At 60.4% G+C, this 25,575-nt stretch carries 22 protein-coding genes; 4 read left to right on the top strand and 18 right to left on the bottom strand.

What is annotated here, in order from left to right:
• Positions 1 to 188 (bottom strand): hypothetical protein (locus AC1Q5O_RS15130; RefSeq protein ID WP_492563917.1); only part of this gene is annotated, 188 nt, incomplete at its 3' end.
• A 229-nt stretch (positions 189 to 417) separates the two neighbouring features.
• Here AC1Q5O_RS15130 and AC1Q5O_RS15125 point away from each other — a divergent pair.
• Positions 418 to 2,370, top strand: coding sequence for a M23 family metallopeptidase (locus AC1Q5O_RS15125; RefSeq protein WP_492563916.1), 1,953 nt, complete (start codon positions 418 to 420; stop codon positions 2,368 to 2,370).
• A 15-nt stretch (positions 2,371 to 2,385) separates the two neighbouring features.
• Here the strand turns inward: AC1Q5O_RS15125 and AC1Q5O_RS15120 are convergent, their stop codons facing one another.
• The 7 genes from AC1Q5O_RS15120 to AC1Q5O_RS15090 form a co-directional block, all read right to left on the bottom strand.
• The gene (locus tag AC1Q5O_RS15120; protein ID WP_492563914.1) at positions 2,386 to 3,813 is read right to left on the bottom strand and encodes a L,D-transpeptidase family protein; all 1,428 of its coding nucleotides are present in this window, start codon (positions 3,811 to 3,813) and stop codon (positions 2,386 to 2,388) included.
• 171 nt (positions 3,814 to 3,984) lie between these two features.
• On the bottom strand, positions 3,985 to 6,597 hold the full coding sequence (gene clpB, locus AC1Q5O_RS15115) for an ATP-dependent chaperone ClpB (protein ID WP_464661499.1): 2,613 nt from the start codon (positions 6,595 to 6,597) through the stop codon (positions 3,985 to 3,987).
• Positions 6,598 to 6,805: 208 nt separating this feature from the next.
• Positions 6,806 to 7,540: a DUF4167 domain-containing protein gene (locus AC1Q5O_RS15110; RefSeq protein ID WP_464661500.1), complete on the bottom strand. Its 735-nt coding sequence runs from the start codon at positions 7,538 to 7,540 to the stop codon at positions 6,806 to 6,808.
• A 295-nt stretch (positions 7,541 to 7,835) separates the two neighbouring features.
• On the bottom strand, positions 7,836 to 8,705 hold the full coding sequence (prmC, locus tag AC1Q5O_RS15105; protein ID WP_492563961.1) for a peptide chain release factor N(5)-glutamine methyltransferase: 870 nt from the start codon (positions 8,703 to 8,705) through the stop codon (positions 7,836 to 7,838).
• Positions 8,706 to 8,709: 4 nt separating this feature from the next.
• A complete protein-coding gene (gene prfA, locus AC1Q5O_RS15100) occupies positions 8,710 to 9,789 on the bottom strand; it encodes a peptide chain release factor 1 (protein ID WP_346308189.1) in 1,080 nt (359 codons plus the stop codon).
• A 24-nt stretch (positions 9,790 to 9,813) separates the two neighbouring features.
• On the bottom strand, positions 9,814 to 12,054 hold the full coding sequence (ptsP, locus tag AC1Q5O_RS15095; RefSeq protein WP_464661501.1) for a phosphoenolpyruvate--protein phosphotransferase: 2,241 nt from the start codon (positions 12,052 to 12,054) through the stop codon (positions 9,814 to 9,816).
• Positions 12,055 to 12,207: 153 nt separating this feature from the next.
• Positions 12,208 to 13,461, bottom strand: a complete 1,254-nt coding sequence (locus AC1Q5O_RS15090; RefSeq protein WP_182552176.1) for an aspartate kinase — start codon at positions 13,459 to 13,461, stop codon at positions 12,208 to 12,210.
• Positions 13,462 to 13,639: 178 nt separating this feature from the next.
• Here AC1Q5O_RS15090 and ubiG point away from each other — a divergent pair, with 178 nt between their 5' ends.
• Complete coding sequence (ubiG, locus tag AC1Q5O_RS15085; protein ID WP_492563909.1) at positions 13,640 to 14,383, top strand: bifunctional 2-polyprenyl-6-hydroxyphenol methylase/3-demethylubiquinol 3-O-methyltransferase UbiG; 744 nt, start codon at positions 13,640 to 13,642, stop codon at positions 14,381 to 14,383.
• Here the strand turns inward: ubiG and AC1Q5O_RS15080 are convergent.
• The 5 genes from AC1Q5O_RS15080 to AC1Q5O_RS15060 all read right to left on the bottom strand — a co-directional run bounded on the left by AC1Q5O_RS15080 (position 14,373) and on the right by AC1Q5O_RS15060 (position 17,728).
• A complete protein-coding gene (locus AC1Q5O_RS15080; protein ID WP_492563907.1) occupies positions 14,373 to 15,272 on the bottom strand; it encodes a DMT family transporter in 900 nt (299 codons plus the stop codon). The genes ubiG and AC1Q5O_RS15080 overlap by 11 nt on opposite strands.
• 63 nt (positions 15,273 to 15,335) lie before the next feature.
• On the bottom strand, positions 15,336 to 15,749 hold the full coding sequence (locus AC1Q5O_RS15075; protein WP_492563906.1) for a DUF1178 family protein: 414 nt from the start codon (positions 15,747 to 15,749) through the stop codon (positions 15,336 to 15,338).
• Entirely contained in the window at positions 15,746 to 16,615 is an 870-nt protein-coding gene (locus AC1Q5O_RS15070; RefSeq protein ID WP_492563905.1) for a carbon-nitrogen hydrolase family protein, read from the bottom strand. The genes AC1Q5O_RS15075 and AC1Q5O_RS15070 overlap by 4 nt, the downstream gene beginning before the upstream one ends.
• 10 nt (positions 16,616 to 16,625) lie before the next feature.
• The gene (gene grxC / locus AC1Q5O_RS15065; protein ID WP_346308196.1) at positions 16,626 to 16,895 is read right to left on the bottom strand and encodes a glutaredoxin 3; all 270 of its coding nucleotides are present in this window, start codon (positions 16,893 to 16,895) and stop codon (positions 16,626 to 16,628) included.
• Between the two features lie 77 nt (positions 16,896 to 16,972).
• Entirely contained in the window at positions 16,973 to 17,728 is a 756-nt protein-coding gene (locus AC1Q5O_RS15060; RefSeq protein ID WP_492563904.1) for a ComF family protein, read from the bottom strand.
• Between the two features lie 64 nt (positions 17,729 to 17,792).
• Here AC1Q5O_RS15060 and AC1Q5O_RS15055 point away from each other — a divergent pair, with 64 nt between their 5' ends.
• A complete protein-coding gene (locus AC1Q5O_RS15055; RefSeq protein WP_492563902.1) occupies positions 17,793 to 18,683 on the top strand; it encodes a methyltransferase domain-containing protein in 891 nt (296 codons plus the stop codon).
• Positions 18,684 to 18,692: 9 nt separating this feature from the next.
• On the opposite strand, the gene AC1Q5O_RS15050 is transcribed toward AC1Q5O_RS15055, so the two are convergent.
• From AC1Q5O_RS15050 to AC1Q5O_RS15030, 5 genes are all read right to left on the bottom strand, one after another.
• Positions 18,693 to 19,013 carry a hypothetical protein gene (locus tag AC1Q5O_RS15050; protein WP_472462430.1) on the bottom strand — a complete coding sequence of 107 codons (321 nt, stop codon included), beginning with the start codon at positions 19,011 to 19,013 and terminating at the stop codon, positions 18,693 to 18,695.
• 114 nt (positions 19,014 to 19,127) lie between these two features.
• Entirely contained in the window at positions 19,128 to 19,544 is a 417-nt protein-coding gene (locus AC1Q5O_RS15045) for a (deoxy)nucleoside triphosphate pyrophosphohydrolase (protein ID WP_492563900.1), read from the bottom strand.
• Positions 19,541 to 20,314, bottom strand: coding sequence for a GNAT family N-acetyltransferase (locus AC1Q5O_RS15040; RefSeq protein ID WP_492563898.1), 774 nt, complete (start codon positions 20,312 to 20,314; stop codon positions 19,541 to 19,543). The genes AC1Q5O_RS15045 and AC1Q5O_RS15040 overlap by 4 nt, the downstream gene beginning before the upstream one ends.
• Positions 20,314 to 21,555: a bifunctional glutamate N-acetyltransferase/amino-acid acetyltransferase ArgJ gene (argJ, locus tag AC1Q5O_RS15035; RefSeq protein WP_464661509.1), complete on the bottom strand. Its 1,242-nt coding sequence runs from the start codon at positions 21,553 to 21,555 to the stop codon at positions 20,314 to 20,316. Before argJ ends, AC1Q5O_RS15040 begins: the two co-directional genes overlap by 1 nt.
• 90 nt (positions 21,556 to 21,645) lie before the next feature.
• Positions 21,646 to 22,566, bottom strand: a complete 921-nt coding sequence (locus tag AC1Q5O_RS15030) for a peptidylprolyl isomerase (protein ID WP_374042751.1) — start codon at positions 22,564 to 22,566, stop codon at positions 21,646 to 21,648.
• 267 nt (positions 22,567 to 22,833) lie between these two features.
• Between AC1Q5O_RS15030 and secA the strand changes: the two genes are divergently transcribed.
• The gene (secA, locus tag AC1Q5O_RS15025) at positions 22,834 to 25,551 is read left to right on the top strand and encodes a preprotein translocase subunit SecA (RefSeq protein WP_223613522.1); all 2,718 of its coding nucleotides are present in this window, start codon (positions 22,834 to 22,836) and stop codon (positions 25,549 to 25,551) included.
• The last annotated feature ends 24 nt before the right edge of the window (positions 25,552 to 25,575 follow it).

Raw genomic sequence — 25,575 nt, 5'->3', positions numbered from 1 at the left:
AGCAACCGCCAGCGGCGCCCCGCCCTCGTTGTGTCGGTATATAGACCCCACCAACCAAAACTGTCAACACGACTTTTGCGTTTTTTATCAAAAATGTGACACGATTTATCCACAGCCCCGTATTTGCTGGACGAAACGCCGGCAAATAAGCCGCCGAAGCGTATTGTGATGGCTGCGGCCACAAACATGCCGGATTCAAACCCTAGCGCTGGCTCGCATGCGCGGGTTCATTTCCGGGGATCATGACGGGTATCTCTCTATATAGGCACTCTTCACGATCGGCGCGTTGACAGATGGAAGCTGCGAGGGCAAAACTGCGGCCTTGTTGACTTCGTACCAGTAAATGGCTGGTCGGCACGCGCCGAAAAATCAAATAAGCCTGCATCAATAACGGCGACAGGATCGACACTGAGAAGCATGAAAGAGTACGAGGGGCACTCATCCATCGATCCGGGCAACGAACCGCCGTTGATTACAGACGGGCGTCGCGGCCCGCCCGATCGCCGTGAAATATCGGCACGATGGCTGGCCGGGACCTTTCTGACCGGCATCACCTCCAGTGTATTGATGGGTGTGGCCCTGTTTGCCGCGCTCGATGGCCGCGAACAGCTGGCGACGCCGCCGGAACTGATGGCCCGCACCATCGTCCCTACCGCCAGGGACAACAGCAGCGTGGCCAAGGGCACGCGCGTTGCCGCGACCACTCCGGTCCGCCGCAACCGCGACCGCCGCCGTCTTGATGTCTCCACGGTCCTCAAGGAAGGCGAACGCGACGTCATCCGCTCCACACCGTTCGAATATGTCCGCATCGCGCTCGCCTCTGTCCACAACAGCAACCGCAAATATCCCGGCTTCAACCCGCTGGACGTGTTTGCCGAGGCCAACGAAGGAACCGACCCCACCCCCAAGACCGGCATGATCTACGGCGCCAAGGTGGAAAGTGAAGTCAGCCTGCGCACCGTGGACTTTCCCCTCGCCACCGCACAATTCGATCCGTCCGACGATTTGAGCGCCGACGAGGTGGAAGATGTTGTCCGCAACACCGGCGCGCTGCTGACCGACGGCGCGGTTCAGGTGGCCTCGCTGCACTACGTGGATCCCCTGCGCTTCGGCGCCGACGAGGATCCTTTCAACCTGCGCAATCCGCTTGCGGTCAAGATCATCCAGGAAAATGTCAGCGTCTCGCCCCGGATGGGCGAAGATGCCGAAAGCCATGGCTACTCGGAAGAGCTGATCCCGTTCCGCAACGACAAGGATATCCTCGGCGCCTTCAATGAAGCGGGCTACGAGGACGAGGATGCCACCGGCATGTCCGAAGCGATCGCGAAACTTCTCAATTCGCCGCGCCTCAAGGGCGGCAGTGTCCTGCGCCTGGGGATTGAATCGCGCGACGGTGTCGACCGGATCATGCGGTCCAGCGTCTACAACGGCACCACGCACATTCTGACCATCGCCCTCAACGACAAGGACCAGTATGTGCCGGCCGACGAACCGGAGATGACACCGGGACTGCAGCTTGCCTTTGACGACAATCCGCCCGCCTCGCGCCAGCCCGGCGATCTTCCCACGGTCTATGACGGCATTTATCGTGCGGGCATCGCCTACGGCATGACCGATACGATGATCCAGCAGCTGATCCGCATGCTGGCGTCCGATGTGGATTTCCAGGCGCAGCTTGCCCCGACCGACCAGCTGGAAGCGTTCTTCTCGCTGCCGGCCGATTCGGAAAGGGCGGGCGACGAATCGGAAATACTCTATGTCGCCGCCAATTTCGGCGGCAATTTGCGCAAATTTTACCGATTCCATTCGGCCGACGGCTCGACCGATTATTATGACGAGAACGGCCGCAGCTCAAAACAGTTCCTGCTGCGCAATCCAGTGCCCAATGGTGTGTTCCGCTCGCCGTTCGGCATGCGCCGCCACCCCATTCTCGGCTATTCCCGCATGCATACGGGCGTCGACTGGTCCGCGCCGCGCGGCACGCCGATCATCGCGGCCGGCAACGGCGTGGTCGAACGCGCCGGCTGGACCAACGGCTATGGCAACCAGACGGTCCTGCGGCATTCCAACGGTTATGAAAGCAGCTATTCGCACCAGAACGCCATTGCGGCCGGTGTGACACCGGGTGCCAAGGTCCGGCAGGGCCAGGTGATCGGCTATCTCGGCTCGACCGGCCTGTCGACCGGTCCGCATCTGCACTATGAAGTCATCGTCAACGGGTCGAAAGTGGACCCGATGCGCATCCGCCTGCCCGGCGGACGGGCGCTTGGCGGCGATGATCTCACCGCCTTCAAGCGCGAGCGCGAGCGCATCGATCAACTGCTGAAGGACGATAACGGCAACGCACCCAAGGTTGCCGCCAGCGGCTGACCACTGCTCCAGGTTTTACTCCTGGAACTCCACGGTCACGCCCTTCTGCACCAGCTTCGACAATTCCGTCGCATCCCAATTGGTCAGGCGCACGCAGCCATGGCTGTTGGTCTTGCCGATCTTTGACGGCTCCGGCGTGCCGTGGATGCCGTAGGTCGGCTTCGACAGCGCGATCCAGACCGTGCCCACCGGCCCGTTGGGACCGGGCGGGATGGTCAGCACCTTGTTGTTTTCGCCCTGCTTGAAGTTCAGCTTGGGATTGTAAGTGTAGTTGGGATTAATCGCGATGCGCTCCACCTGCACGATCCCCGACGGCGACGGCGTATCGGTCGAGCCGATGGTCGCGGGATAGGCCACGATGAGCCGCCCCTCGGCATTATAGCCGCGCACCTGCTTGCGGCCCTTGTCGGCGATGATCTTCGTCACCGAGCCGCCGACATTCTGGCCGGGATTGGCAACCTGGATCACCGTGCCGGGGCGATTGAAGTCCGCACCCGGATTGATTTCCTTCAGGTAAGCCTCGTCCATGTGAAAGCGCTCGCCCAGCATTTCGGGAACGGAGGTAAAGGCCATCCGCTCGAGTTGGGCCTTGTGGCTGTAATCCTCGGGGATCGAGGCAACGAAGGGATAGGCCGCATCTTCCGATGTGATCGTATAGGCAACGAAGGCAGGCCCGCCCGTCTGTTCGAGCGAGGCATTGATTCCCGCTTCGTTGAGCGGGTCGAACTTCTGTCCGGTCATTTCCTCGAAGGCCGCCACGGCCTTGTCGACATTGCCGCCTTTGCGCCCGTCGATGACGCCGGGCGAAACGCCGACCCGGTCGAGGAGGACCTGGATGGCAGCAATCTTGCTCTTGGCACCCTGCCCCTTGGGCAATTGCACGGTGGGCGCCGGATTGGGGTGCGCCGGGATGGCTTCCTGCGATGGTGGTGAAGCCAGATTTTCGCCCGGCATTTCCGGATCGATCAGACCGGGAGACGCCGGCGCCATATCCGGCTGATTGTTGGCCGGCGGCAGCGGCGCACGCTCGACCGTGCGATAGTCGCGTTCGGACGGTTGCGACGGTTGCCCCCGATACGGGTCGTTCGGGCGATTCGCATAGGGATCTTCGGGAATTGATCCGGTGTCGTAGGGATCCTGCGGCGCATCGGGAAAATAGTCGATGCCGCGCCCGTCATTGGCATCATTGCGCGGCTCTTCGACCGAAACAACCCGGCCGCGGCGATCCACCGTCACCCGGCGGTTATATTCATCGAAATAAACGCGGTATTCGCCGCGGCGCGGCCGCCGGTCCGATTCGAACAATTGCGCAACGGCAAAGGGCGCCTGATTCGCCTCGGCGCTTGCCGTGAGGCTTGCCGCCTGCACGGAGGATATGGACGCCGATACCGCAGGAATGGCGGCAAAAAGCAATGCAAACACAATCAAATGACGAAACGCCATATTTTCAACTTCCGGTTTCCGCTAACGCACTCTTAAGCATAAATGACCGACTTTCCTGTCTTTATGGTTAATGCGGCGCTTTTATCGTCGCATCTACAGCATGAAGCAGACATGAAAATGGCCGCCATGCGGCGGCCATTCCGATTCTTCGCTTCTTTGCCGGAGCAGTGCTCAGGCGGCTTCGCTCTTGTCCCGATCGGGCGCGGATTTGACCGACCTGAAATTGAGCCGGTCGGAACCCGCGGTGATCTTGACGGTCGAACCATCGAGAATCTCACCGAGCAGAATCTTCTCCGCCAGCGGATCCTGCACCTGCTTCTGGATCACGCGCTTCAATGGCCGTGCACCATAGGCAGGATCATAGCCCTTGTCCGCCAGCCAGTGGGTTGCATCCTCGTCGATCTTGATGATGATCTTGCGATCCGCCAGCAAGGACTGCAGGCGCTCCATCTGAATCGCCACGATCGCCCCCATTTCGTTCCGCTTCAGGCGATGGAACAGGATGATCTCGTCCACGCGGTTGAGGAATTCCGGCCTGAACGAGGCCTTGACCACATTCATCACGTCCTCGCGGGCGCTTTCCACATCCTGGTCTTCGCGCAGCGCGGTCAGATATTCCGCACCGAGGTTGGACGTCATGATGATCAGCGTATTGCGGAAATCCACCGTCCGGCCCTGGCCATCCGTCAGACGTCCATCATCGAGCACCTGCAACAGCACATTGAACACATCCGGATGCGCCTTTTCGATCTCATCGAACAGGACAACCTGATAAGGCCTGCGCCGGACCGCTTCCGTCAGCGCTCCGCCTTCCTCATAGCCGACATAACCGGGAGGCGCACCGATCAGACGCGCGACCGAATGCTTCTCCATATATTCGGACATGTCGATGCGAACCATGGCGGTTTCGTCGCTGAACAGGAACGCGGCCAGAGCCTTGGTGAGCTCCGTTTTGCCGACACCGGTCGGTCCGAGGAAAATGAACGAGCCAATCGGCCGGTTCGGATCCTGCAGACCGGCACGGGCACGGCGCACGGCCTTCGAAACGGCCTGAACCGCTTCACCCTGTCCGATGACCCGCTTGGCCAGTTCATCTTCCATGCGCAACAGCTTTTCACGCTCTCCTTCCAGCATCCGGTCAACCGGGATGCCAGTCCAGCGGGACACAACCTGCGCGATATGGTCGGGCGTGACGATTTCCTCGACCATCGAGGTCGATCCATCCTGCTGCTCGGCCTGCGCCAGCTGCTTTTCCAGCTGCGGGATCGTGCCATAGGCAAGCTCGCCCGCCTTCTGGAATTCACCGTTGCGCTGTGCGGCTGCCAAGGCATTGCGCGCTTCATCCAGCTGACCTTTCAGGTCGGCCGCATGCCCGAGCTTCTGCTTTTCCGACTGCCAGGTGTTGGTCAGCGCCGTGGACTGCTCCTCAAGTTCGACCAGTTCCTTTTCCAGCCGCTCCAGACGGTCTTTCGATGCATCGTCCTTCTCGACCTTCAGGGCCTCGCGTTCGATCTTCAGCTGCATGATGCGGCGGTCGATTTCGTCGAGTTCTTCCGGCTTGGAATCCACCTGCATCCGCAGGCGCGCCGCGCCTTCGTCAATCAGGTCGATCGCCTTGTCCGGCAGGAAGCGGTCGGTGATATAGCGGTTCGACAGCGTTGCTGCGGCAACCAGGGCCGAATCGGAAATGCGAACCTTGTGGTGCTGTTCGTATTTCTCCTTCAATCCGCGCAGGATCGAAATCGTATCCTCGACCGACGGCTCGTCAACAAACACCGGCTGGAACCGCCGGGCAAGTGCCGGGTCCTTTTCCACGTGTTTGCGATACTCGTCGAGTGTCGTCGCGCCAACGCAATGCAGTTCGCCGCGTGCCAGGGCAGGCTTCAGCAGGTTCGATGCATCCATCGACCCTTCGCCCTTGCCGGCGCCGACCAGCGTGTGCATCTCGTCGATGAACAGGATGATGTTGCCATTGGCCGACTGCACTTCGGAAAGCACACCCTTCAGGCGTTCTTCAAACTCGCCGCGATATTTCGCACCGGCGATCAGCGCACCCATGTCGAGCGCCATCAGCTGCTTGTCCTTCAAGGACTCCGGCACGTCGCCATTGACGATGCGCAGCGCCAGCCCTTCGGCGATCGCCGTCTTGCCGACGCCGGGTTCACCGATGAGAACCGGGTTGTTCTTGGTACGGCGCGACAGGACCTGGATCGTCCGACGGATTTCATCATCCCGCCCGATAACCGGGTCGAGCTTGCCCGACCGCGCATCGGCGGTCAGGTCGCGCGCATATTTCTTCAACGCGTCATAGGTGTTTTCAGCGGAAGCCGAATCGGCGGTCCGGCCCTTGCGGATATCGTTGATAACCGCATTGAGGCCCGCGGCGGTCACGCCTGCGCGGCTCAGGATTTCCGACGTCTTTGCCGACTTCTCGATGGCAAGCGCCGTCAGCAGCCGTTCAACCGTGACAAAACTGTCGCCGGCCTTCTTGGCAAGCTCTTCCGCCGTGGCGAAAACCTTGGCCAGCGGCTGGGCAAGATACAGCTGTTCGTTGCCGCCGGTTACTTTCGGCAGCGCATTGAGCGCTGCCTGCAACCCCAGGCGCACATCGGCTATACGCCCGCCCGCCCGCTCGATCAGCGATGCGGCAAGGCCTTCCTCGTCATCGACGAGAACCTTGAGCAAATGCTCCGGTGCAAACTGCTGATTGTTGGAAGAAAGTGCAAAGGTCTGTGCAGACTGGATGAAGCCGCGAACGCGCTCAGTGTATTTTTCAAGATTCATTCTTTGTCTCCTTTTCCCCAGAACCCTGAAACGGCATCCTGGAGTCTTCTGGTGACGGATCCCCTGCAAGAGGCAGATCCATACGATCAAGGCTCATATGGGAATGCTTTCCTGCGCCCGCAAGATACTCCCAAAGCGGGAATTTGAAAAAAGAAAACGGCGCGGAAACTATTCCGCGCCGTTTGCAAAATCAGGTGTTTGACGTGGGTCAGACGTCGGATTCGACAGCTGCCCGGCGTTTCTTCACTTCGGCCACGATGCTGGCTGGGGAAAGATCATTGGCGGTATCTGGAGCGGCGGCAGCAGGTGCTGCATTTTCCTCGGTTACGCGTGGCTCACGCGGACGCGCCGGCCTGCGGCCACGCGGTGCCCGGCGTGCCGGCTTTGCTTCGGCTGCGTCCTGGGATTCGCCGGATTCCGCTTCCGTTTCGCCCTCATCGCTGGCGGTGTTCTCTTCGGCAACCGGAGCCTGGTTATACTGCCGGCGCTGCTGATGCGGCTGCCGCTGGCTGACCGGCTCTTCGCCATAGGCAACTTCCGCAGGCGTTCCTTCGATCACAGGCTGCGGTCCGCTGCCATTGATCTGCTGGTGCTGGACCGGACGGTCCTGCTGCTGTTCGTTGCCGTCATCATCGTAGACGCCATCATCGTCCTGGTCATCGCGGTCATCGCGCTGATACTGAACGGGAGCCTGAGCCTGAGCAGCAAGAATGATTCGATTGTAATGTTCGGCGTGCTGGAGATAGTTTTCTGCCATCACGCGATCACCACTGCTCTGTGCGTCACGCGCCAGAGTGGTGTACTTTTCGGCGACGTGCTGAGCATTTCCCCGGATTTTAACGTCGGGACCGTTGCTCTCGTAGTTACGGGAAAGTGGGTTGGGACCTTTGCGGTTGTTGTTACCGCGTCCGCGCATGCGCCTATTCTGCTGTACTGGCCTCATACTTATCTCTTTTCAGAAAATCAGGGGCGCTCATTTGCTCACCATTTGAGTCAAAAAGCTTCGCTTCTCAAGTGCCGACCTGAAGCGCGCCCCGCGCTTCAATCGCATCCAAAGTTCATAAAACTTTTGTGCTTCCGCTAAAACCATCCCTCCAAGAACAATTCCGAGGAGAAATCAAACACCCGGAAAATTCCGTATCAATCTCTTGATAGGCAAAACCAGACTTGTTCGGTTTAGAGCGGTGACTGGAAACTAGCCGCCTTCGCGACAAATTCCAAGCCTTTTTTCAATAATTTTACAGCTTCATGAACAACATTGCTCTTTCGTGTCCAGCGATATCCGTCTGCAGACCCTTCAAGGCAAAGCCTGATCCTGCAAAAATCGCCTCGACATCCATCCGCTGATCATAGCCGATTTCCACGGCAATTGCGCCGTTCACGCGCAGATGCCTGTTCGCCTGTTCCGCAATGATGCGATAGGGCTTAAGGCCATCCGCGCCGCCATCCAGCGCCAGAACCGGATCGTGCATTGCCACTTCGGGCTGCAAATCCACTATGTCTTTCGACCGGATATAGGGCGGATTGGAAATTATCATGTCAAATCCGCCAGTTACCTCAGCAAACCAGTTGGAATGCAGCACGGCGAACCGATTGGACACACCATTGAGATGGGCATTGTCGCGCGCCGTTACAAGAGCGCCCGGCGCAATATCCACGCCGATGGCCCGAAGATGCGGGACCTGACCCAGCAAGGCAATGGCGATGGCGCCTGTGCCCGTTCCAAGGTCGATGAGATCGGCAATGCCGTTCTCCGCCACGCGTTGCTGCAGGAATGGCAGGGCAAGTTCGACCAGCGCTTCCGTGTCGGGCCGGGGCTCCAGCGTATCAGCGGACAGTGAAAATTCCAGCCCGAAAAAGGCGCGCCGGCCAATGATCCGGTGCACTGATTCGCCGTTGATTCGCCGGTTAAGCACCGCGTCGAGCCGGGTCAGGACGTCCGCCGCCACCTCATTGTGCGGATTGCGGATCGTTTCAAGCCGGTCAAAGCCGGTGATCCATTCAACCAGAAGGCGCGCATCAAGCTCCGCATTTTCAATGCCAGCTTTGACGAGGACAGAACGGGCCTGAATGTGGACGTCAGCAAGGCGCGAACCACCTTCAATCATGCCGTCAGTACCCGTCATTCATCTGGGCGAGAAGAGCTGTCTGATGGTCGGAAATCAGCGCCCCGATCAGCTCGTCCAGATCGCCTTCCATGATGCGGTCGAGCTTGTACAGCGTCAGGTTGATGCGATGGTCGGTGACGCGGCCCTGCGGAAAATTATAGGTGCGGATGCGCTCCGAACGGTCGCCGGAGCCCACCTGGCTGCGCCGCGCTTCCGAACGCTCGCTGTCGGCCTTCTGCCGCTGCATGTCAAACAGCCTGGACCGCAGCACCTGCATGGCGCGGGCACGGTTCTGGTGCTGGGATTTTTCCGCCTGCACCACGACGATGCCCGAGGGGATATGCGTGATGCGCACTGCCGAGTCCGTCGTGTTGACGTGCTGGCCGCCCGAACCCGACGCACGCATCGTGTCGATGCGAATATCTTCGGCGCGAATATCGATATCGATTTCCTCGGCTTCCGGCAGAACGGCAACGGTGGCGGCGGAGGTGTGGATGCGGCCGCTTGCTTCCGTATCCGGCACGCGCTGCACCCGGTGCACGCCCGACTCGAATTTCAGCTTGGCAAAAACCCCCCTGCCCGAAACCATGGCGATCACTTCCTTGTAGCCGCCGGCTTCACCGTCGCTGGCCGAAATCAGCTCGACCCGCCAGCCATTGGCCGACGCATACCGTTCATACATGCGGAAGAGGTCGCCGCCGAACAGCGCGGCTTCCGAGCCGCCCGTTCCCGCGCGGATTTCCAGAATGGCATTGCGCTCGTCGGCGACATCCTTCGGCAGGAGCAGAACCTGAATGTCCTGTTCCAGCGCTTCGATACGTTCGTTGATATCAGGCAGTTCCGCCTCGGCGAGATCGCGCATATCCTTGTCGGTCGCCGCATCGTTGAGCATGGATTTCAGATCGTCGGCTTCGCTGCGCGATGCCAACAGATCGCGAATCCTGGCAACCACCGGTTCCAGCTCGGAATATTCCGATGCGAGCTTCACATAGGTGTCGGAATCCGGATTGCTCGCCATCTGCGTTTCAATCATGGAAAACCGCTTCAGCAGCTGATCCATACGATCCTGCGGAATGGACATCATTTTAGTTCATTACCTCTGCAGATTTCACAGCGCAACGCCTGTTCGCTCTGCGAATTTGTTCAGGACATGCCGCAGCGAACCGGTGTCGCCGTGATTGTCGATGGCATCGGTCAGCTGCGCATGCAATTCACCGACATCGAGTGTACCCAGCATCGCCTTGATCGGACCGATGGACGCCGGCGACATGGAAATGGAGCGGAAACCCAGCGCGATCAGGGCCATGGCCGAAAGCGGCTTGCCTGCCATTTCCCCGCACAGCGTCACGTCCGTATTGTTGCGCACGCCTGCCTGCGCGATCTGGCGCAGCACCCGCAGGAACGGCACCGACAGATTGTCAAACCGGTCGGTGATCATCGAGTTGCCGCGATCAACCGCCATGACGAACTGGAACAGGTCGTTGGAGCCAACCGAAACGAAATCCACCACCGACATCAGTTCATCGAGCTGCCAGAGCAGCGACGGCACCTCGACCATTGCACCGATCTTCACCCGCGTCGGCAGGTTGTGGGCAAAGCGCGAGAGATGCTGCACTTCGCGGTTGATCAGTTCGCTCGCCTTGCGCACCTCAGCCACTTCCGTGACCATCGGAATCATCAGGCGCAATTCACGCCCGCCAGCCGCCTTCAGCAGGGCGCGCACCTGTGTGCGCAGCAGGCCAGGACGGTCGAGCGTCAGACGGATCGCCCGCCAGCCCATCGCCGGGTTTTCCTCGTTCACATTGCTGCGGAAATAGGGAAGCACCTTGTCGCCGCCGATATCGAGCGTGCGGAACGTCACCGGCCGGTCGCCCGCCGCATCGAGCACCGAACGGTAGAGCCGCTCCTGCTGCTCGGCCCGCGGAAAGGTCGACGCCACCATGAACTGCAGCTCCGTGCGGAACAGGCCAATGCCCGCCGCCCCGGCTTCGGTCAGCTGCGGCAAGTCCACGAGCAGCCCGGCATTCATCAGCAGCGAAATTGGCACGCCATCCTTGGTCACCGAAGGCTTGTCGCGCAATTCGCGGTAGAGCGCCTGCCGCTTGGCGCGGAACTTGACCTTTTCCGAATAGGCCGCCTCGACATCCGCCTGCGGGCGCAGATGCACCCTGCCGTCATCGCCATCGACGATGACCGCGTCATTGTTTTCAGCCATGGACACGACGCCCTTGACCTGGCCGGCGACGGGAATACCCATGGCGCGGGCCACGATCACCACATGGCTGGTCGCCGCACCGTCTTCCAGAACCAGGCCGCGCAGGCGTTCGCGCGGATAATCAAGAAGTTCGGCAGCGCCCATCGACCGGGCAATGATGATGGCATCCTTGGCCAGCGAACCGGCCATGGTCTTCACGTCGCGGCCCATCAGCTGGCGCAACAACCGGTTGGCAAGATCGTCGAAATCGCTGAGCCGTTCGCGCATGTAGGGGTCGGTCAGATGCATCATCCGCGCACGCGTGTCGCTCTGCACCTTCTCCACGGCTGCTTCTGCCGTCAGGCCATTGCGGATCGCCTCCTCGAGACGCCGCACCCAGCCGGTGTCATGCGCGAACATGCGATAGGCTTCAAGCACTTCGCGGTGTTCGCCCTCGAACGCCACATCGCGGCGCGACAGCATGTCATCGATGGAAATGCGCAGCGAACCCAGCGACGTTTCAAGCCGGTCGATTTCCGTATCGATGTTTTCGTTGAAGAGATTGGTGACGACGATGCGCGGCTCGTGCAGCACGACATGGCCAAGACCGACGCCATCATTGAAGGCGCTGCCGGAAAAGCTCATGGGCTTGCCGAGATCCAGCTCGACGCCCGGCCGCGCCAGTCGGGTCAGGCTGCCTGCGGCGACCATTTCCGCCAGGACCATCGCCGTGGTTTCGAGCGCTTCGACTTCGTCCTCGCGGTAGACGCGCTTGGTCCGGTTCTGCACGACGAGAACGCCGAGCGTCCGCCCGGCCCGCAGGATCGGCACGCCGAGGAAGGAGTTGTAGATTTCTTCGCCCGTTTCCGGCAGGTAGGCAAAGGCCGGATGCGTCTGGGCGTCCGTCAGGTTGAGCGGCCGGGCGCTCGAGGCGATCGTACCGACAAGACCCTGGCCAAGCCGCAACTGCGCCAAGTGAACCGCGGAAGGATTCAAACCCTCGGTTGCATAGAGTTCGAGAACACCGTCCGAGCGCAGGACGTAGAACGAGCACACTTCCGCAACCATGTTCTGCGCGATTTCGCGAACGATCCGGTCAAGCCTCTCCTGCGGCTCAAGAGCCTCCGCCATCAATTCGCGGAGACGCTTCAGCATGACACGAGGACCTGATATCTGCTCGCGCGTGGGCACCCATCTGCTCCATATTATTATTGGCAAGACCGGAATGGTCTTGCCAATCAACTCTTTGATTCATCATGTCAGTCGAGACGTTCACCGACAAACAGAATCTCTGTCTTAGACGGTAAATTAATGCTTATCCAGACCGTAGACAGAATGCAAAGTCCGAACCGCAAGTTCCGCATAGGGACCGTCGATCAGAATGGAAATCTTGATTTCCGAGGTGGTGATGGCGCGAATGTTGATGCCCTTGTCCGCCAATGCGCGGAATGCCGTTGCCGCAACGCCCGCGTGGCTTCGCATACCGATACCGATCACCGAAACCTTAACCATGCCGGCTTCCGACTGGATGATGTCACAACCGATCTCTGCCTTGACCTTTTCCAGAACAGCCAGCGCCTTGTCGAGATCGCCCGAGGGAACCGTAAAGGTCATGTCGGTTTTCGATCCGTCCTCGGAGATGTTCTGCACGATCATGTCGACATTGATGTGCGCTTCGGCCAGCGGGCCGAAAATGCCGGCGGAAATACCGGGACGGTCTGCAACACGGCGCAAGGAAATCTGAGCTTCGTCCTTGGCGTAGGCAATTCCTGTTACAACCTGCTGTTCCACGATTTCTTCCTCGTCGCAAATAAGTGTACCGGGCGGATTGATCAGATCACCCATGCCCGGCGCATCGGGGTCTTCGAAACTGGATCGCACAAATGTGCGCACTTTGTGCACCATCGCAAGCTCGACAGACCGCACCTGCAGAACTTTCGCCCCAAGGGACGCCATCTCGAGCATTTCTTCAAACGAAATGCGTGACAGCCGGCGGGCCTTCGGTTCGACACGCGGATCGGTGGTGTAAACGCCATCGACATCCGTGTAGATGTCGCAACGGTCTGCCTTGACCGAGGCGGCAATCGCCACGGCGCTCGTATCCGAACCGCCACGGCCGAGCGTCGAAATGCGGTTATCCGGGCCAATGCCCTGGAAACCGGCGATAACGGCAACCTGGCCCTCCTTGAAACGCTCGATCAGGAAAGAGCCGTCAATGTCGATGATCCGCGCCGCGCCATGGGCATTGTCCGTCTTGATCGGAATCTGCCAGCCCTGCCAGGACCGTGCATGCACGCCCATGTGCTGCAGGGCAACCGCAAGCAATCCCGCCGTCACCTGCTCGCCGGAGGCGACAATGGCATCGTATTCGCGGGCATCGTGCATCGGCGATGTCTGGCGGGTCCAGGCGACGAGCTCATTGGTTTTCCCTGCCATTGCGGAAACGACGACCGCGACTTCGTGCCCTGCATCAACTTCACGTTTGACATGCCGGGCCACATTACGGATGCGGTCGATATCGGCCACCGAAGTGCCGCCGAATTTCATCACAATGCGTGCCATGGGAAATACCGTTCTGGAAAGGCTTGAAAATGGGATCGAAAACGATCCGCCCTGTCGAAAGCGGAGCGCGGTTTCCCATAACGAAATTATGACGCAACTGCAAGAACGCGAGACGATTTGCGTCTTGACATTTTTTGCCGGAAGGGGCCACTCCAAAGGCAGCAAAAAGGACGTTGCCATGACCGAAGCCCAACGCAGCACGATCGATGCCGCCGAAGTAGACCGTTTTTCGCGCATGGCGGCCGAATGGTGGAATCCGCAGGGCAAGTTCCGCCCCCTGCACAAGTTCAACCCGACGCGCCTCGCCTACATCAAGGAAAAGGTCTGTGCCCATTACGGTATCGATCCGAACAGCCCACGGCCGTTTGCCGGCCTGCGCCTGCTCGACATCGGCTGCGGCGGTGGCCTGCTGTGCGAGCCGATGGCGCGGCTGGGTGCCGCCGTTGTCGGCGCCGATGCCAGCGAGACCAATATCGAAGTGGCCAAAATTCATGCTACCCAGAGCGGCCTGGATATCGATTACCGTGCCACGACAGCCGAAGCGCTGGCAGAGGCCGGGGAGCAGTTCGATATCGTCCTGAACATGGAAGTGGTCGAGCATGTCGCCGATGTGGAGCTTTACCTCACCGCCTGTGCACAGATGGTCAAGCCGGGCGGCGTGACCTTTGTCGCCACCATCAACCGCACGTTGAAAGCACTCGGCCTTGCCATTTTCGGCGCCGAATATGTCTTGCGCTGGTTGCCGCGCGGCACCCACCAGTACGAAAAGCTGGTGCGTCCGGAAGAGCTTGAGGGGCCGCTGACACAGGCCGGGCTCGAAATCACGGAGAAGGTCGGCGTCACCTACAATCCCCTCGCCGACAGCTGGAACCGTTCGACCGATACCGACGTCAACTACATGGTGCTGGCAATCAGGCCGTAGCCTTCGTCATCATCCGCTGGGCCTTGGTCGTCATCAGCACGCCGATGGTGATGATGACCGCCCCGGCCCACGTCGCCAGCTGGTAGCTTTCGCCGAGGAACAGCGTTCCGGCGATCAGCGCCACGGCAGCGCCGACATAGCCGATCTGGCTGAGGTAAACCGGGCCGCCGACGGCCTGCAGACGGAAATACAGTGCAAACATGCAGGTGGAAGCGAGAACCTGCGCCACCACCAGCCACGGCACATTGCCAAGCGGCCCGACGGCAAAACTGCCGCTGGCGTAGAAAATAACCGGAATCAGCAACAGGGCTGTCGTCAGGTGGCTGCCCGCCGCAAGCTCGGTCGGATCGGCACCTTGCGGCCAGTCGACGGTACGATAGACGTTGCCGAGCGCCAGCAGGACCGGAATGAGCAGGCCGACGATAACCCAGAACGGTTCGGCCGGCTGTCCCACCTGCCCCCTGGTGAAGCCGACGAGCACCGCCCCGGCAAATCCCGTGAGAATGCCGAGCAATCCCAGCATATTCGGCCGCTTGATCTTGAAGAGCATCGACAGCAACAGGGTGAAGACGGGCGAGAGCGTATACATGATGCCGGTAAAGCCTGACCCGAGATGCGGAATGGCCGACAGCGTCATCAGATTGGGAATGGCATAGGAAATCAGCGCCGTCACGAGATAATACCGCGCCATGCGCCCGTTGAGCAGCGGCCGCTTCCCCATGGCCAGAAACGCCAGCAGGAGCACGACGCCAGCACCCGTCGAAATCACGAAGGCCCAGACTGCCGGGGTTATTCCGGCGCCAAAGGCCAGCTTGCCGAACGGCAGCGTCAATCCGAGGAAGGCGCCGGTCAGGACGAGCAGCGCGGGAGCGGAATTCAGAAATGGCATGGATGCATCCGGCAGGACTGTGAAGACTGCGGCAGCTTAGACGTTCGCGTTAAAGTGGCAAGGTCAATTGTGGTCTTCAGGGAAGGTCGGCAATGGCATGATGTCGACGCCGTCTTCCAGCAGCGACTGCACCTCCTCGCCCGAGGCTTCGCCGTAAATCCCGCGCTGCTCCGCTTCGCCGAAATGGATCTTTCGCGCTTCCTCGGCAAAATCAGCGCCGACATAATCGGCATTCTCGCGCACCTTCCGCGCGACTTCCTTCAGCTCGCTGACCATTTTGCTCATGGCAACGGCCATCTTCTCCTTCTGCCGTGCGGTGGTCACGGAAGGAGCCATCAATGCCTTGTCCACCTTGTGTGAACCGCAGACCGGACACGTGACCAGCCGCTTCTTCGACTGGTCGTCGAAATCATCATTGCTGCGGAACCACCCTTCGAATTCGTGGTCCTGCGCGCAGTGAAGGGAAAAGCGGATCATGACGCGGCCGATTGCCTCTCGCTCTGGCCGTCATCCGACTGAATGACCAGACCAAACGGGCGGGCATTTTTAAGATTGGGGACCTTCGACCGGGCTGCCGCACTCAGGGAGGGATCGATATCGGCGACGATCACGGCCGGGTCCGCGTGGCTGGCTTCCGCCAGAACCTCGCCCCACGGCGCAATGATGATCGAATGACCGAAGGTTTCGCGGCCATCCTCATGCACGCCGCCCTGCGCCGCCGAAATGACAAAGGCACCGTTCTCGATGGCGCGGGCGCGCTGCAGGACATGCCAGTGCGCCTCGCCCGTCTGGCGCGTGAATGCCGCCGGAGCCGTCAGAACGGAGGCACCGGCCAAGGCCTGTGCGCGGAACAGCTGCGGGAAGCGCACATCGTAGCAGATGGCAAAACCCAGCCGCGCGAAGGGCAGCGTGGCAACGACGGAATCCGCACCCGGTGCGTAAACAGCCGACTCGCGCCAGCTCTCGCCATTGTCGAGATCGACGTCGAACATGTGGATCTTGTCATAGCGGGTGATGATCTTGCCATCCGGTCCGAACAGAAAGGCGCGGTTGGCGATCTTGCCGTCTTCGCGGGCAATGGCGGTCGAGCCGATATGCAGGTGAATGCCGTGTTCTGCCGCCAGTTCCGACGCGGTGCGCACGATGACATCGTCCTCTTCCGCGCGCAGAACATCGGCGAGCGCCTTGCGGTCGCGCTGCAGCGCGCCCGTCATTTCGGGCGTCTGCACGTAGACGGCGCCTTGGCCGACCGCGTCGGCCACATAACCGGCAAGATCGTTCGCATTGCGCTGGGGATCGACGCCGGAGCGCATCTGGATGGCCGCTGCACGAAATGAGCTCATTGTCCGTTCCTTACGCCAGTGCGCCGGTCTTCAGCAGCGGGTCAAGACGCCCCTGCTGTTCAAGCGCATAAAGGTCATCGCAACCGCCGACATGCACGGCGCCAATGAAAATCTGCGGAAAGGTCGTGCGCCCATTGGCGCGCGCCAGCATGGCTTGCCGCGCATCGGGTTGCGCCGTTGCATTGTGTTCGACAAAAGCCACGCCCTTCTTGTCCAGAAGGCCCTTGGCAGCCGTGCAATAGCCGCAGCCATCGCGCGTATAGATTGTGACATCAACCATCATCATACTCCACTATAAAGTCTATATAGGCGTCCGCAATCAAAGCGCAAAGACCCGTTTTTTCCGCAAAACAACTGTTAGACAGATAATTCTTTCGACAGAACCCGTGCAAAGGTCAAGACATCGACGCCGGAAGCGCCGCCGCGCAGCAAAGCGCGGGTTGCAGCCTTCACCGTTGCGCCGGTCGTATAGACATCATCGATCAGGAGAACCCTGCGTCCGCGCACCCTGATATCCTGGTTGTCCGGCACCTTGAACGCGCCCCTCACATTCACCGCGCGTTCCGCGGCGCCGAGTCCGACCTGCTGCCGGGTCGGCTTGACCCGTTTCAGGGCGCCGGGCTCGAACGGCTTGCCGCTGATCCAGCTGAGATGGTGGGCAAGTTCGGCGGACTGGTTGAACCGGCGCAGCCAGAACCGCCGCGCATGCAGGGGCACCGCGACGATGACATCGCATTCCGCCAGCAGTTCGCTGCCGGCCCGTGCCATCCACCGGGCCATCCAGGGGCCAAGGTCGGTCCGGTCGCTGTATTTCAGCCGGTGCACCATGGTGCTGATCGCCCCCTCATGGACGGCAACCGATCGCGCGCGGCGGAACGGCGGCGGATCGGCGATTGCCTCGGCCGAGAGAATTTCCGCGCCGAGATCATGGCTGAAGGGAATGCCGAGCACCGGACAATAGGGCTTTTCGATAAAGCGGACTTTTGACCAGCAGGCCGCGCAAAGGCTGCCCGGCTCGCAGACAAGGCTCTGGCATTCCGCACAAACCGGCGGAAACAGCAGCATGAACAGGCGATTTGTCACGATGCGCGCAAAAGCGCGGGCGGTTTCCATTGCAATTCCATCCGGGGCGACGCATTTAGCGGGAAGAACTATACATTGATCAGAGAAATTCGGAATGGATCAGCACAGGATCTTCGATCGGAATTTGCTTCGGCAAAGGCGCCTGCGCGCGCTTCGCCAGCACGGGATGACGGGCGACTTCCTGCTTGCCCGTGCCGCCGATGATCTGGAAGAGCGCCTGTCCGCCGTCGAACGCAGTTTCGACGTCGCCGTCGATCTCGCCAGCCACACCGGACTGGCAGCCAAGGCGATCGAACGTTCCGGCAAGGCCGGCAGCATCATCCGTATCGAACAGGATGTCCGTTTTCTCGATGCGGCGTTTCCCTCCGTCGTTGCCGATGAGGAAATGCTGCCCTTGAAGCCGGCGGGTGCCGGACTGATCGTTTCACTCTTGTCGTTGCACCTGACCAACGATACGCCCGGGACGCTGCTGCAGATCAGACGCGCGCTCAAGCCGGACGGCCTGTTCCTCGGCGCCATGGCCGGCGAGGCCACCCTGTCGGAGCTGCGTGAGGTTCTGCTGGCCGCCGAAAGCGAAATCAGCGGCGGGGCGTCGCCGCGCGTTGCGCCCTTTGCCGACGTGCGCGATGTCGGCGGCCTGTTGCAGCGCGCGGGTTTCACCCTGCCGGTGACCGATATCGAAACCTACACGGTGCGCTATGATTCCTTGTTCGCGCTGATGCGCGATTTGCGGGCCATGGGCATGCAGAACATTCTCTTCGGGCGGTCGCGCAAGCCGCTGACCCGCCGCTTCTTCCTGCGGGCGGCTGAAATCTATGCGGAACGCTTCAGCGATCCGGATGGCCGGATCCGGGCAACCTTCTCATTTATCTGGATGTCCGGCTGGGCGGCGCATGAATCGCAGCAGAAGCCATTGAAGCCCGGCTCCGCCAAGGCGTCGCTCGCCGATTTCCTCAAAGACGTCGAAACCCTGGAAAAGAAATAGCCGGCAGACTCAGCAGTCGCCGCTTTTGCTGCCGTTGCTGTTGAGGATGCAGACGGAATCGGGAGACTTCTGCAAAACGCTGCGGCGGATCGTGTATTCGGACGGCGCCGCCTTCTTGATCGAGCCGGTCGACATCGTGTCGATGGATCGGCTCGACGCGTAGTCCACCACGGATTTCGACTTGCGGTCGGCAAGCGGCGCAACAACCAGTGCGAGTGCGATTGCAGCAGAACCGAACAAAAGGGTTATGCGCAAGATGCCAGTTCCCGCACCCAGGAATGTCCTGGTCTGCGCTGCAGCCTCGTCGAGATTGTCGAATTTATACCCCATGCACCACCTGGAAAAATTGATCCGTCCTTGATTAAAAGTCGCCCATTCGCGTGAAGGATCGATTAACGATTTGGGTTAATTTGACGGTGATGAAATCTTAACCATGATTTGCTGTCAGAGAAGGTCGATCAGGAACGGGATCAGCGGGATATCGGCAGGCGGCATCGGGTAATCGCGCATGTCTTTCGGCCGCACCCATTTCAGTGCCTGGCCTTCCATGGAGCGCGGAATACCCTCATAGCGGCGGCAGATGAACAGCGGCATCAGCAGATGGAATGTCTCGTAGGTGAAACTGGCAAAGGTCAGCGGCGCCAGACATGCCGGCTTGACTGTGATTCCCAGTTCTTCCTGCAGTTCGCGGATCAGGCTTTCCTCCGGCGTTTCGCCCGGCTCCACCTTGCCGCCGGGAAACTCCCACAGGCCGGCCAGCGACTTGCCTTCCGGCCGCTGGGTCAGCAACACCCGCCCGTCGGTATCGACGAGCGCACAGGCCGTTACAAGCAGGATGGGGTGTTTGGGTGTATCGCTCATGCGTCTGGCGCCTGCCGGTAAGCGTAACGGTATGCCTCGGCAAAGCCGATCTTCTCATAAAGTGCAATGGCACCGGCGTTGTCGGCTTCCACCTGCAGCCAGCCCCGCTTGGCGCCATGCTGCGCGGCCCACTTGATGGCCGATTTGACGATCATCCGCCCATGCCCCTTGCGGCGGCTCGCCGCCAGCGTGCCGATGTTGAACAGGCCTGCCAGCACACCGTCCTGCACGCAGATCGCCGTCGAAACCGGCTCGCCGTCCTCTTCGACGACAAAGAGGCCCTTGGCCGGACGAATGGCATTGATTACCTCGATCAGGCCGGGCTTGGCCGATGGATTTTCCTGCTGCACTGCGACCGCGGCATCGACGTACCGGCCGGTATCGCGCAGGGGAATCTGGTCAATGGCATCGGACAGATCGATGTTTCCGAGATCCGCCACCATGACGAGGGACTCATCAAAGCGCGACCAGCCCGACGCATCGAGATAGGCATCCAGCGCCGCGGGCGCGAGCGGCGACAGGCGAAACACCGGCGGACGGCCATAGGCGCGCAAACGTTGAACAGCGCGGGCAACACGCTGTTCCATATTGTCCGTGTCGCCCGGATCGAGCGGATTGACCGAGTTCAGGCGTTTGGACGGGTGGCACGCCGTCATGCGGATCGCCCAGCTGCCGTCGTAGTGAACCGACGCGGCTGGCCAGGCCCTGAACCCGACAGCCTCGATCTGCCGGATCTGCGCCAGCGGCATCGTGCTCCGATCCAAATCCATCAGCTGCGGTAATCGCCGTTGATCGTCACATATTCCTTGGTGAGGTCGCAGGTCCAGACCGTGGCCTTGCCCTTGCCGAGCCCGATATCGACCTTGACGGCAATGTCCTCGTTTTTCATGTAGTCGGATGTTGCGGCTTCCGAATAGTCCGGATCGCGCTCGCCATGGCGGGCGACGCGGATATCGCCGAACCAGATGGCAAGACGGTCACGGTCCGCCGGCTCGCCGGCCTTGCCGACCGCCATGACGATACGGCCCCAATTGGCATCCTCGCCGGCCGCCGCCGTCTTGACCAGCGGTGAATTGGCGATCGACAGGGCGATACGCTTGGCCGAACGCGAGGACGTCGCGCCCGTCACGGTAATCTCGAGCATCTTGCGCGCGCCCTCGCCGTCGCGCACGACCTGCAGGGCCAGGTTTTTCAACACGCGGTCGAGTGCCTTGGCAAAGGCTTTCAGGCGCTTGTCCTTTTCCTTCGTCACCGGTTCCGCCCCGCGTTCGGCAGCGGTGCCCGTTGCGAACAGCAGCAGTGTATCGGATGTCGAGGTGTCGCTATCGACCGTCACGGAGTTGAAGCTCTTGCCCACCGACTTGGACAGGAGTTTCTGCAGGATATCGGAGGCGATCGGCGCATCCGTCGCCACGAAGGACAGCATCGTCGCCATGTCGGGGGCGATCATGCCCGCGCCCTTGGCGATACCGTTGATGGTCACCGGCACACCGCCAAGCAGGACGGTTTCGGTTGCAACCTTAGGGAATGTATCGGTTGTCATGATGGCGCTGGCCGCGTCCTGCCAGCGTTCGGACGTGGCGCTCCTGGCCATATCCTCAAGCAGGTGGCTGAACTTGCCGGCATCCAGCGGTTCGCCGATGACTCCGGTGGAGGCCAGAAACACTTCGCCGGGCTTGCAGCCGATTGCCTTGGCGGCGGCGGCCGCCGTCGCCTTGGTCGACTCGCGGCCCTTCTTGCCGGTGAAGGCATTGGCATTGCCGGAATTGACGACAACCGCGCGGGCCTTGCCGCCGCTCAGGCTGTCACGGCAGAAATCCACCGCCGCTGACGGGCATTTGGACCGGGTAAACACACCGGCTACCGCCACCGGCTTGTCGAATACGATCAGGAGAACGTCCGTTCGGCCCTTATATTTGATTCCCGCTTCGGCGGTTGCGATCCGGACGCCGCGAATTTCGGGCATGGCCGGGACATGTTTGGGAGCCAGGGGAGAGACAGACGTGGACATCGGTTACCTCGAAAAGGTGTTTGACAAGGTTCAGTGCGGAGGCATTTTCAAAGGGGTCAAGGCCCGGGACCGAAATCCCGGGCCAGGATATTACTGTTCCTGGGCGTCCGTAGCGGCCTTCATGGCCTTTTCGGTTTCCGGGTCGGTATACTGGATCTTCAGGTCGGCGCGTTCCTTCTTGACCAGCTCGACATAGCGTTCACGGATGAGGATCGACTTCACCTGATCTTTGACCTGATCGAACGCCGGCGGCTGCTGCACGCGCTTGTCTTCCAGCTTGATGACATGGAAGCCGAACTGTGTCTGGACCGGTTCCTTGGTGTATTTGCCGACATCAAGCGCCATTGCCGCCTTTTCGAATTCCGGGACCATCTGTCCGGCGGAGAAATAGCCGAGATCGCCGCCCTGTGCTGCCGATCCGTCGGTCGACTTTGCCTTGGCAACGTCTTCGAAGGAAGCGCCGCCGTCGAGCTGCTTGATGATCGCTTCGGCTTCTTCCTTGGTCTTGACCAGGATATGACGGGCGCGAACTTCGTTCTGCGGCGGCATTGCTGCCATTTCCTTGTCATAGCGGGCGCGCACATCGGCGTCGGTGATCTTGTCGACAACCTGCTGCTTGAAGAAATCATTGTGCAGGGCACGATCCTTCAGGAACTGCATGCGTGCCTTGAATTCCGGCGTGGCATCCAGCTTCTCGGCTTCCGCCTTGGCGGCCAGGGCCTTGATGTCGATGATGGCGGCCAGAGCGGCCAAACGACGCTGCTCGTCCGGAAGACGGGCGAACTGCGGATCGAGATCGGCGGAAATCTGGTCGACGTCCTTGGAAGTGATCTTGTCGCCATTGATCGTGGCCAGCACCTTGTTCGGATCGGCCTTGACGGCATCCGCCTTGGCGGCATCCGGTTTTGCAGCACCGGCTTTACCGGCATCCTGGGCCATGGCCACGGAGGAAACACCGGTCAAAAACACAGCAGCAGTCATGAATGAAAGGGTTTTACGCAATTGGTTCATAGGTCAATTTCTCCTTAGGAGGACCGGTACGGGCTATGATTACGGCAGAATTTTGCCTTGACGAAGCGATCAACTGCGTGCTGCTTCAACATTGACATCATTCGAGCCCCCTCTTATCTGTCCATCGGCTTTGCGTCCAGATAGCTTGGCAACAGATAGGCTTATACATTTGACTCAGTGTCCGTATTGTATCAGGCATTCTCCATGCCGGGCTTCGGACCCTAAAAGCTAGGTTTTCCTAGCGAAACGAACAAGAGAGGACCAGGGATGGTCAGTTTCGGCGGCCTCGCCCGCAAGATTTTCGGCTCTTCCAATGAGCGCCGTGTCAAAGGCTTCAAGCCGCGCGTTGAACAGATCAATGCGCTCGAAGCTGAAATGTCGTCACTCACTGACGAGGAATTGAAGGCAAAGACGGTGGAATTCCGTGCAAGCCTTGCCAGCGGAACCAAGCTTGACGATCTGCTCGTGCCGGCCTTTGCCGTTGTGCGTGAAGCGGCCAAGCGTGTTCTCGGCATGCGCCCCTTCGACGTGCAGCTCATCGGCGGCATGGTCCTGCACGGCGGCGGCATCTCGGAAATGCGCACCGGTGAAGGCAAGACGCTGGTTGCGACCCTGCCGGTCTACCTCAATGCGCTGGAAGGCAAGGGCGTTCACGTCGTCACGGTCAACGACTATCTCGCCAGCCGCGACGCGCAGTGGATGGGCCAGCTCTACAACTTCCTCGGGCTCAGCTACGGCATCATCGTGCATGGCCTCGATGACGAGGAACGCAGCACCGCCTACGCCGCCGACATCACCTACGCCACCAACAACGAACTCGGCTTCGACTATCTGCGCGACAACATGAAATATGAGCGTGCGCAGATGGTGCAACGCGGTCACAACTACGCGATCGTCGACGAAGTGGATTCGATCCTGGTCGACGAAGCCCGCACGCCGCTGATCATTTCCGGCCCGCTCGATGACCGCTCGGATTTCTACAATCTCATCGACACGTTCATTCTGCCGCTTGAGCCGGTCGACTACGAAATCGACGAGAAGCAGAAGACCGCGATCTTCACCGAAGAAGGCACGGAAAAGCTGGAAAACCTTTTGAAGGCCGCCGGCCATCTGAAGGGCGAAGGTCTCTACGACATCGAGAACGTTGCCGTGGTCCATCACGTCAACAATGCCCTGCGCGCCCACAAGCTGTTCCAGCGCGACAAGGACTATATCGTCCGCAACGACGAAATCGTCATCATCGACGAGTTCACCGGCCGCATGATGCCGGGCCGTCGTTTCTCGGAAGGCCTGCACCAGGCGCTGGAAGCCAAGGAACATGTGACGATCCAGCCGGAAAACCAAACCCTGGCCTCGATCACCTTCCAGAACTACTTCCGCATGTACAACAAGCTGGCCGGCATGACCGGTACTGCATCGACGGAAGCGGAAGAATTCGGCAACATTTACGGCCTGGAAGTCACGGAAATCCCGACCAACAATCCGGTCAAGCGCATTGACGAGGATGACGAGGTCTACCGGACGGTCGAGGAAAAATACAAGGCGATCGTTCGCGACATCCACGAAGCGCGCGCCAAGGGCCAGCCGGTTCTCGTCGGCACCACGTCGATCGAGAAATCGGAACAGCTGGCCGAGCGCCTGCGCAAGGAAGGCTTCAAGGACTTCCAGGTCCTGAACGCCCGCTATCACGAGCAGGAAGCCTATATCGTCGCCCAGGCCGGTGTCCCCGGCGCCATCACCATTGCTACCAACATGGCTGGCCGCGGTACCGACATTCAGCTCGGCGGCAATTTCGAGATGCGCGTCAAGCACGAGCTCGCGGATATGGCCGAGGGCGAAGAGCGCAAGTCCAAGGAAGCCGCCATCCGCGATGATATCGCCCGTCTGAAGGAGAAGGCGCTTGCCGCCGGCGGTCTCTACGTGTTGGCCACCGAGCGCCATGAAAGCCGCCGTATCGACAATCAGCTGCGCGGCCGTTCCGGCCGTCAGGGCGATCCGGGCCGGTCAAAGTTCTTCCTGTCGCTGCAGGACGATCTCATGCGCATTTTCGGTTCCGAGCGCATGGACGGCATGCTGCAGAAGCTGGGCCTGAAGGAAGACGAGGCCATCGTCCATCCCTGGATCAACAAGGCCCTGGAAAAGGCGCAGAAGAAGGTCGAAGCCCGCAACTTCGACATCCGCAAGAACCTCCTGAAATACGATGACGTGATGAATGATCAGCGCAAGGTGATCTTCGAACAGCGTCTCGAACTGATGGACGGCACGGATCTGAGCCAGACCACCGCGGAAATGCGCGAAGACGTGGTTGATGACCTGATCCAGCGTCATGCCCCTGAAGGCGCCTATGCCGAACAGTGGACCGTGAAGCAGCTGGACGAGGATGTCCGTACCATCCTCAATCTCGACCTGCCGATCACCGACTGGGCGAACGAAGACAATATTGCCCCGGAAGACCTGCGCGAACGGCTGTTTGAAGCCGTCGAAAAGGCTGCTGGCGACCGTGCCGAACGTTTCGGCCCGGAAATCATGGCCTATGTCGAGAAATCGGTCATCCTGCAGACGATGGATGCGCTGTGGCGCGAACATCTGGTCAATCTCGACCACCTGCGCTCGGTCGTCGGTTTCCGCGGCTATGCGCAGCGCGATCCGCTCAACGAGTACAAGACCGAAGGTTTTGAACTCTTCCAGACGATGCTGACCAATCTTCGCCAGAACGTGACGACGCAGCTGATGCGCGTCGAGATCGTGCGCGAGGCCGCCGAAGCGCCGTCGCCGGAACTGCCGCCCATGGAAGTCCACCATTTTGACGGCCTGACCGGCGAGGATGATTTCGGCGATACGGCCGTGCTCGAAGACCTGCGCGTCGTGAGCCCGGAAGAACGCGATCCGAACAACCCGAAGACCTGGGGCAAGATCGGCCGCAACGAGGCCTGCCCCTGCGGATCGGGTAAGAAATACAAGCATTGTCACGGCTCGTTCGCCTGACACGCCCACAGAAGGCCGCGTCCA

The organism is Phyllobacterium sp. MT110, from assembly GCF_058792715.1.
Note: the sequence above shows the minus strand (reverse complement) of the source record. Positions and strands in the feature narration are given on the sequence as shown.

Coding starts and splice junctions, on each gene's coding strand:
- AC1Q5O_RS15120 (WP_492563914.1), bottom strand. CDS start 3,813: ATGGCGTTTCGTCATTTGATTGTGTTTGCATTGCTTTTTGCCGCCATT.
- grxC (WP_346308196.1), bottom strand. CDS start 16,895: ATGGTTGATGTCACAATCTATACGCGCGATGGCTGCGGCTATTGCACG.
- AC1Q5O_RS15110 (WP_464661500.1), bottom strand. CDS start 7,540: ATGAGGCCAGTACAGCAGAATAGGCGCATGCGCGGACGCGGTAACAAC.
- ptsP (WP_464661501.1), bottom strand. CDS start 12,054: ATGCTGAAGCGTCTCCGCGAATTGATGGCGGAGGCTCTTGAGCCGCAG.
- AC1Q5O_RS15080 (WP_492563907.1), bottom strand. CDS start 15,272: ATGCCATTTCTGAATTCCGCTCCCGCGCTGCTCGTCCTGACCGGCGCC.
- AC1Q5O_RS15060 (WP_492563904.1), bottom strand. CDS start 17,728: ATGGAAACCGCCCGCGCTTTTGCGCGCATCGTGACAAATCGCCTGTTC.
- AC1Q5O_RS15075 (WP_492563906.1), bottom strand. CDS start 15,749: ATGATCCGCTTTTCCCTTCACTGCGCGCAGGACCACGAATTCGAAGGG.
- prmC (WP_492563961.1), bottom strand. CDS start 8,705: ATGATTGAAGGTGGTTCGCGCCTTGCTGACGTCCACATTCAGGCCCGT.
- AC1Q5O_RS15070 (WP_492563905.1), bottom strand. CDS start 16,615: ATGAGCTCATTTCGTGCAGCGGCCATCCAGATGCGCTCCGGCGTCGAT.
- AC1Q5O_RS15050 (WP_472462430.1), bottom strand. CDS start 19,013: ATGGGGTATAAATTCGACAATCTCGACGAGGCTGCAGCGCAGACCAGG.
- AC1Q5O_RS15040 (WP_492563898.1), bottom strand. CDS start 20,314: ATGGATTTGGATCGGAGCACGATGCCGCTGGCGCAGATCCGGCAGATC.
- secA (WP_223613522.1), top strand. CDS start 22,834: ATGGTCAGTTTCGGCGGCCTCGCCCGCAAGATTTTCGGCTCTTCCAAT.
- AC1Q5O_RS15125 (WP_492563916.1), top strand. CDS start 418: ATGAAAGAGTACGAGGGGCACTCATCCATCGATCCGGGCAACGAACCG.
- argJ (WP_464661509.1), bottom strand. CDS start 21,555: ATGTCCACGTCTGTCTCTCCCCTGGCTCCCAAACATGTCCCGGCCATG.
- clpB (WP_464661499.1), bottom strand. CDS start 6,597: ATGAATCTTGAAAAATACACTGAGCGCGTTCGCGGCTTCATCCAGTCT.
- prfA (WP_346308189.1), bottom strand. CDS start 9,789: ATGATGTCCATTCCGCAGGATCGTATGGATCAGCTGCTGAAGCGGTTT.
- AC1Q5O_RS15055 (WP_492563902.1), top strand. CDS start 17,793: ATGGATCAGCACAGGATCTTCGATCGGAATTTGCTTCGGCAAAGGCGC.
- AC1Q5O_RS15030 (WP_374042751.1), bottom strand. CDS start 22,566: ATGAACCAATTGCGTAAAACCCTTTCATTCATGACTGCTGCTGTGTTT.
- ubiG (WP_492563909.1), top strand. CDS start 13,640: ATGACCGAAGCCCAACGCAGCACGATCGATGCCGCCGAAGTAGACCGT.
- AC1Q5O_RS15045 (WP_492563900.1), bottom strand. CDS start 19,544: ATGAGCGATACACCCAAACACCCCATCCTGCTTGTAACGGCCTGTGCG.
- AC1Q5O_RS15090 (WP_182552176.1), bottom strand. CDS start 13,461: ATGGCACGCATTGTGATGAAATTCGGCGGCACTTCGGTGGCCGATATC.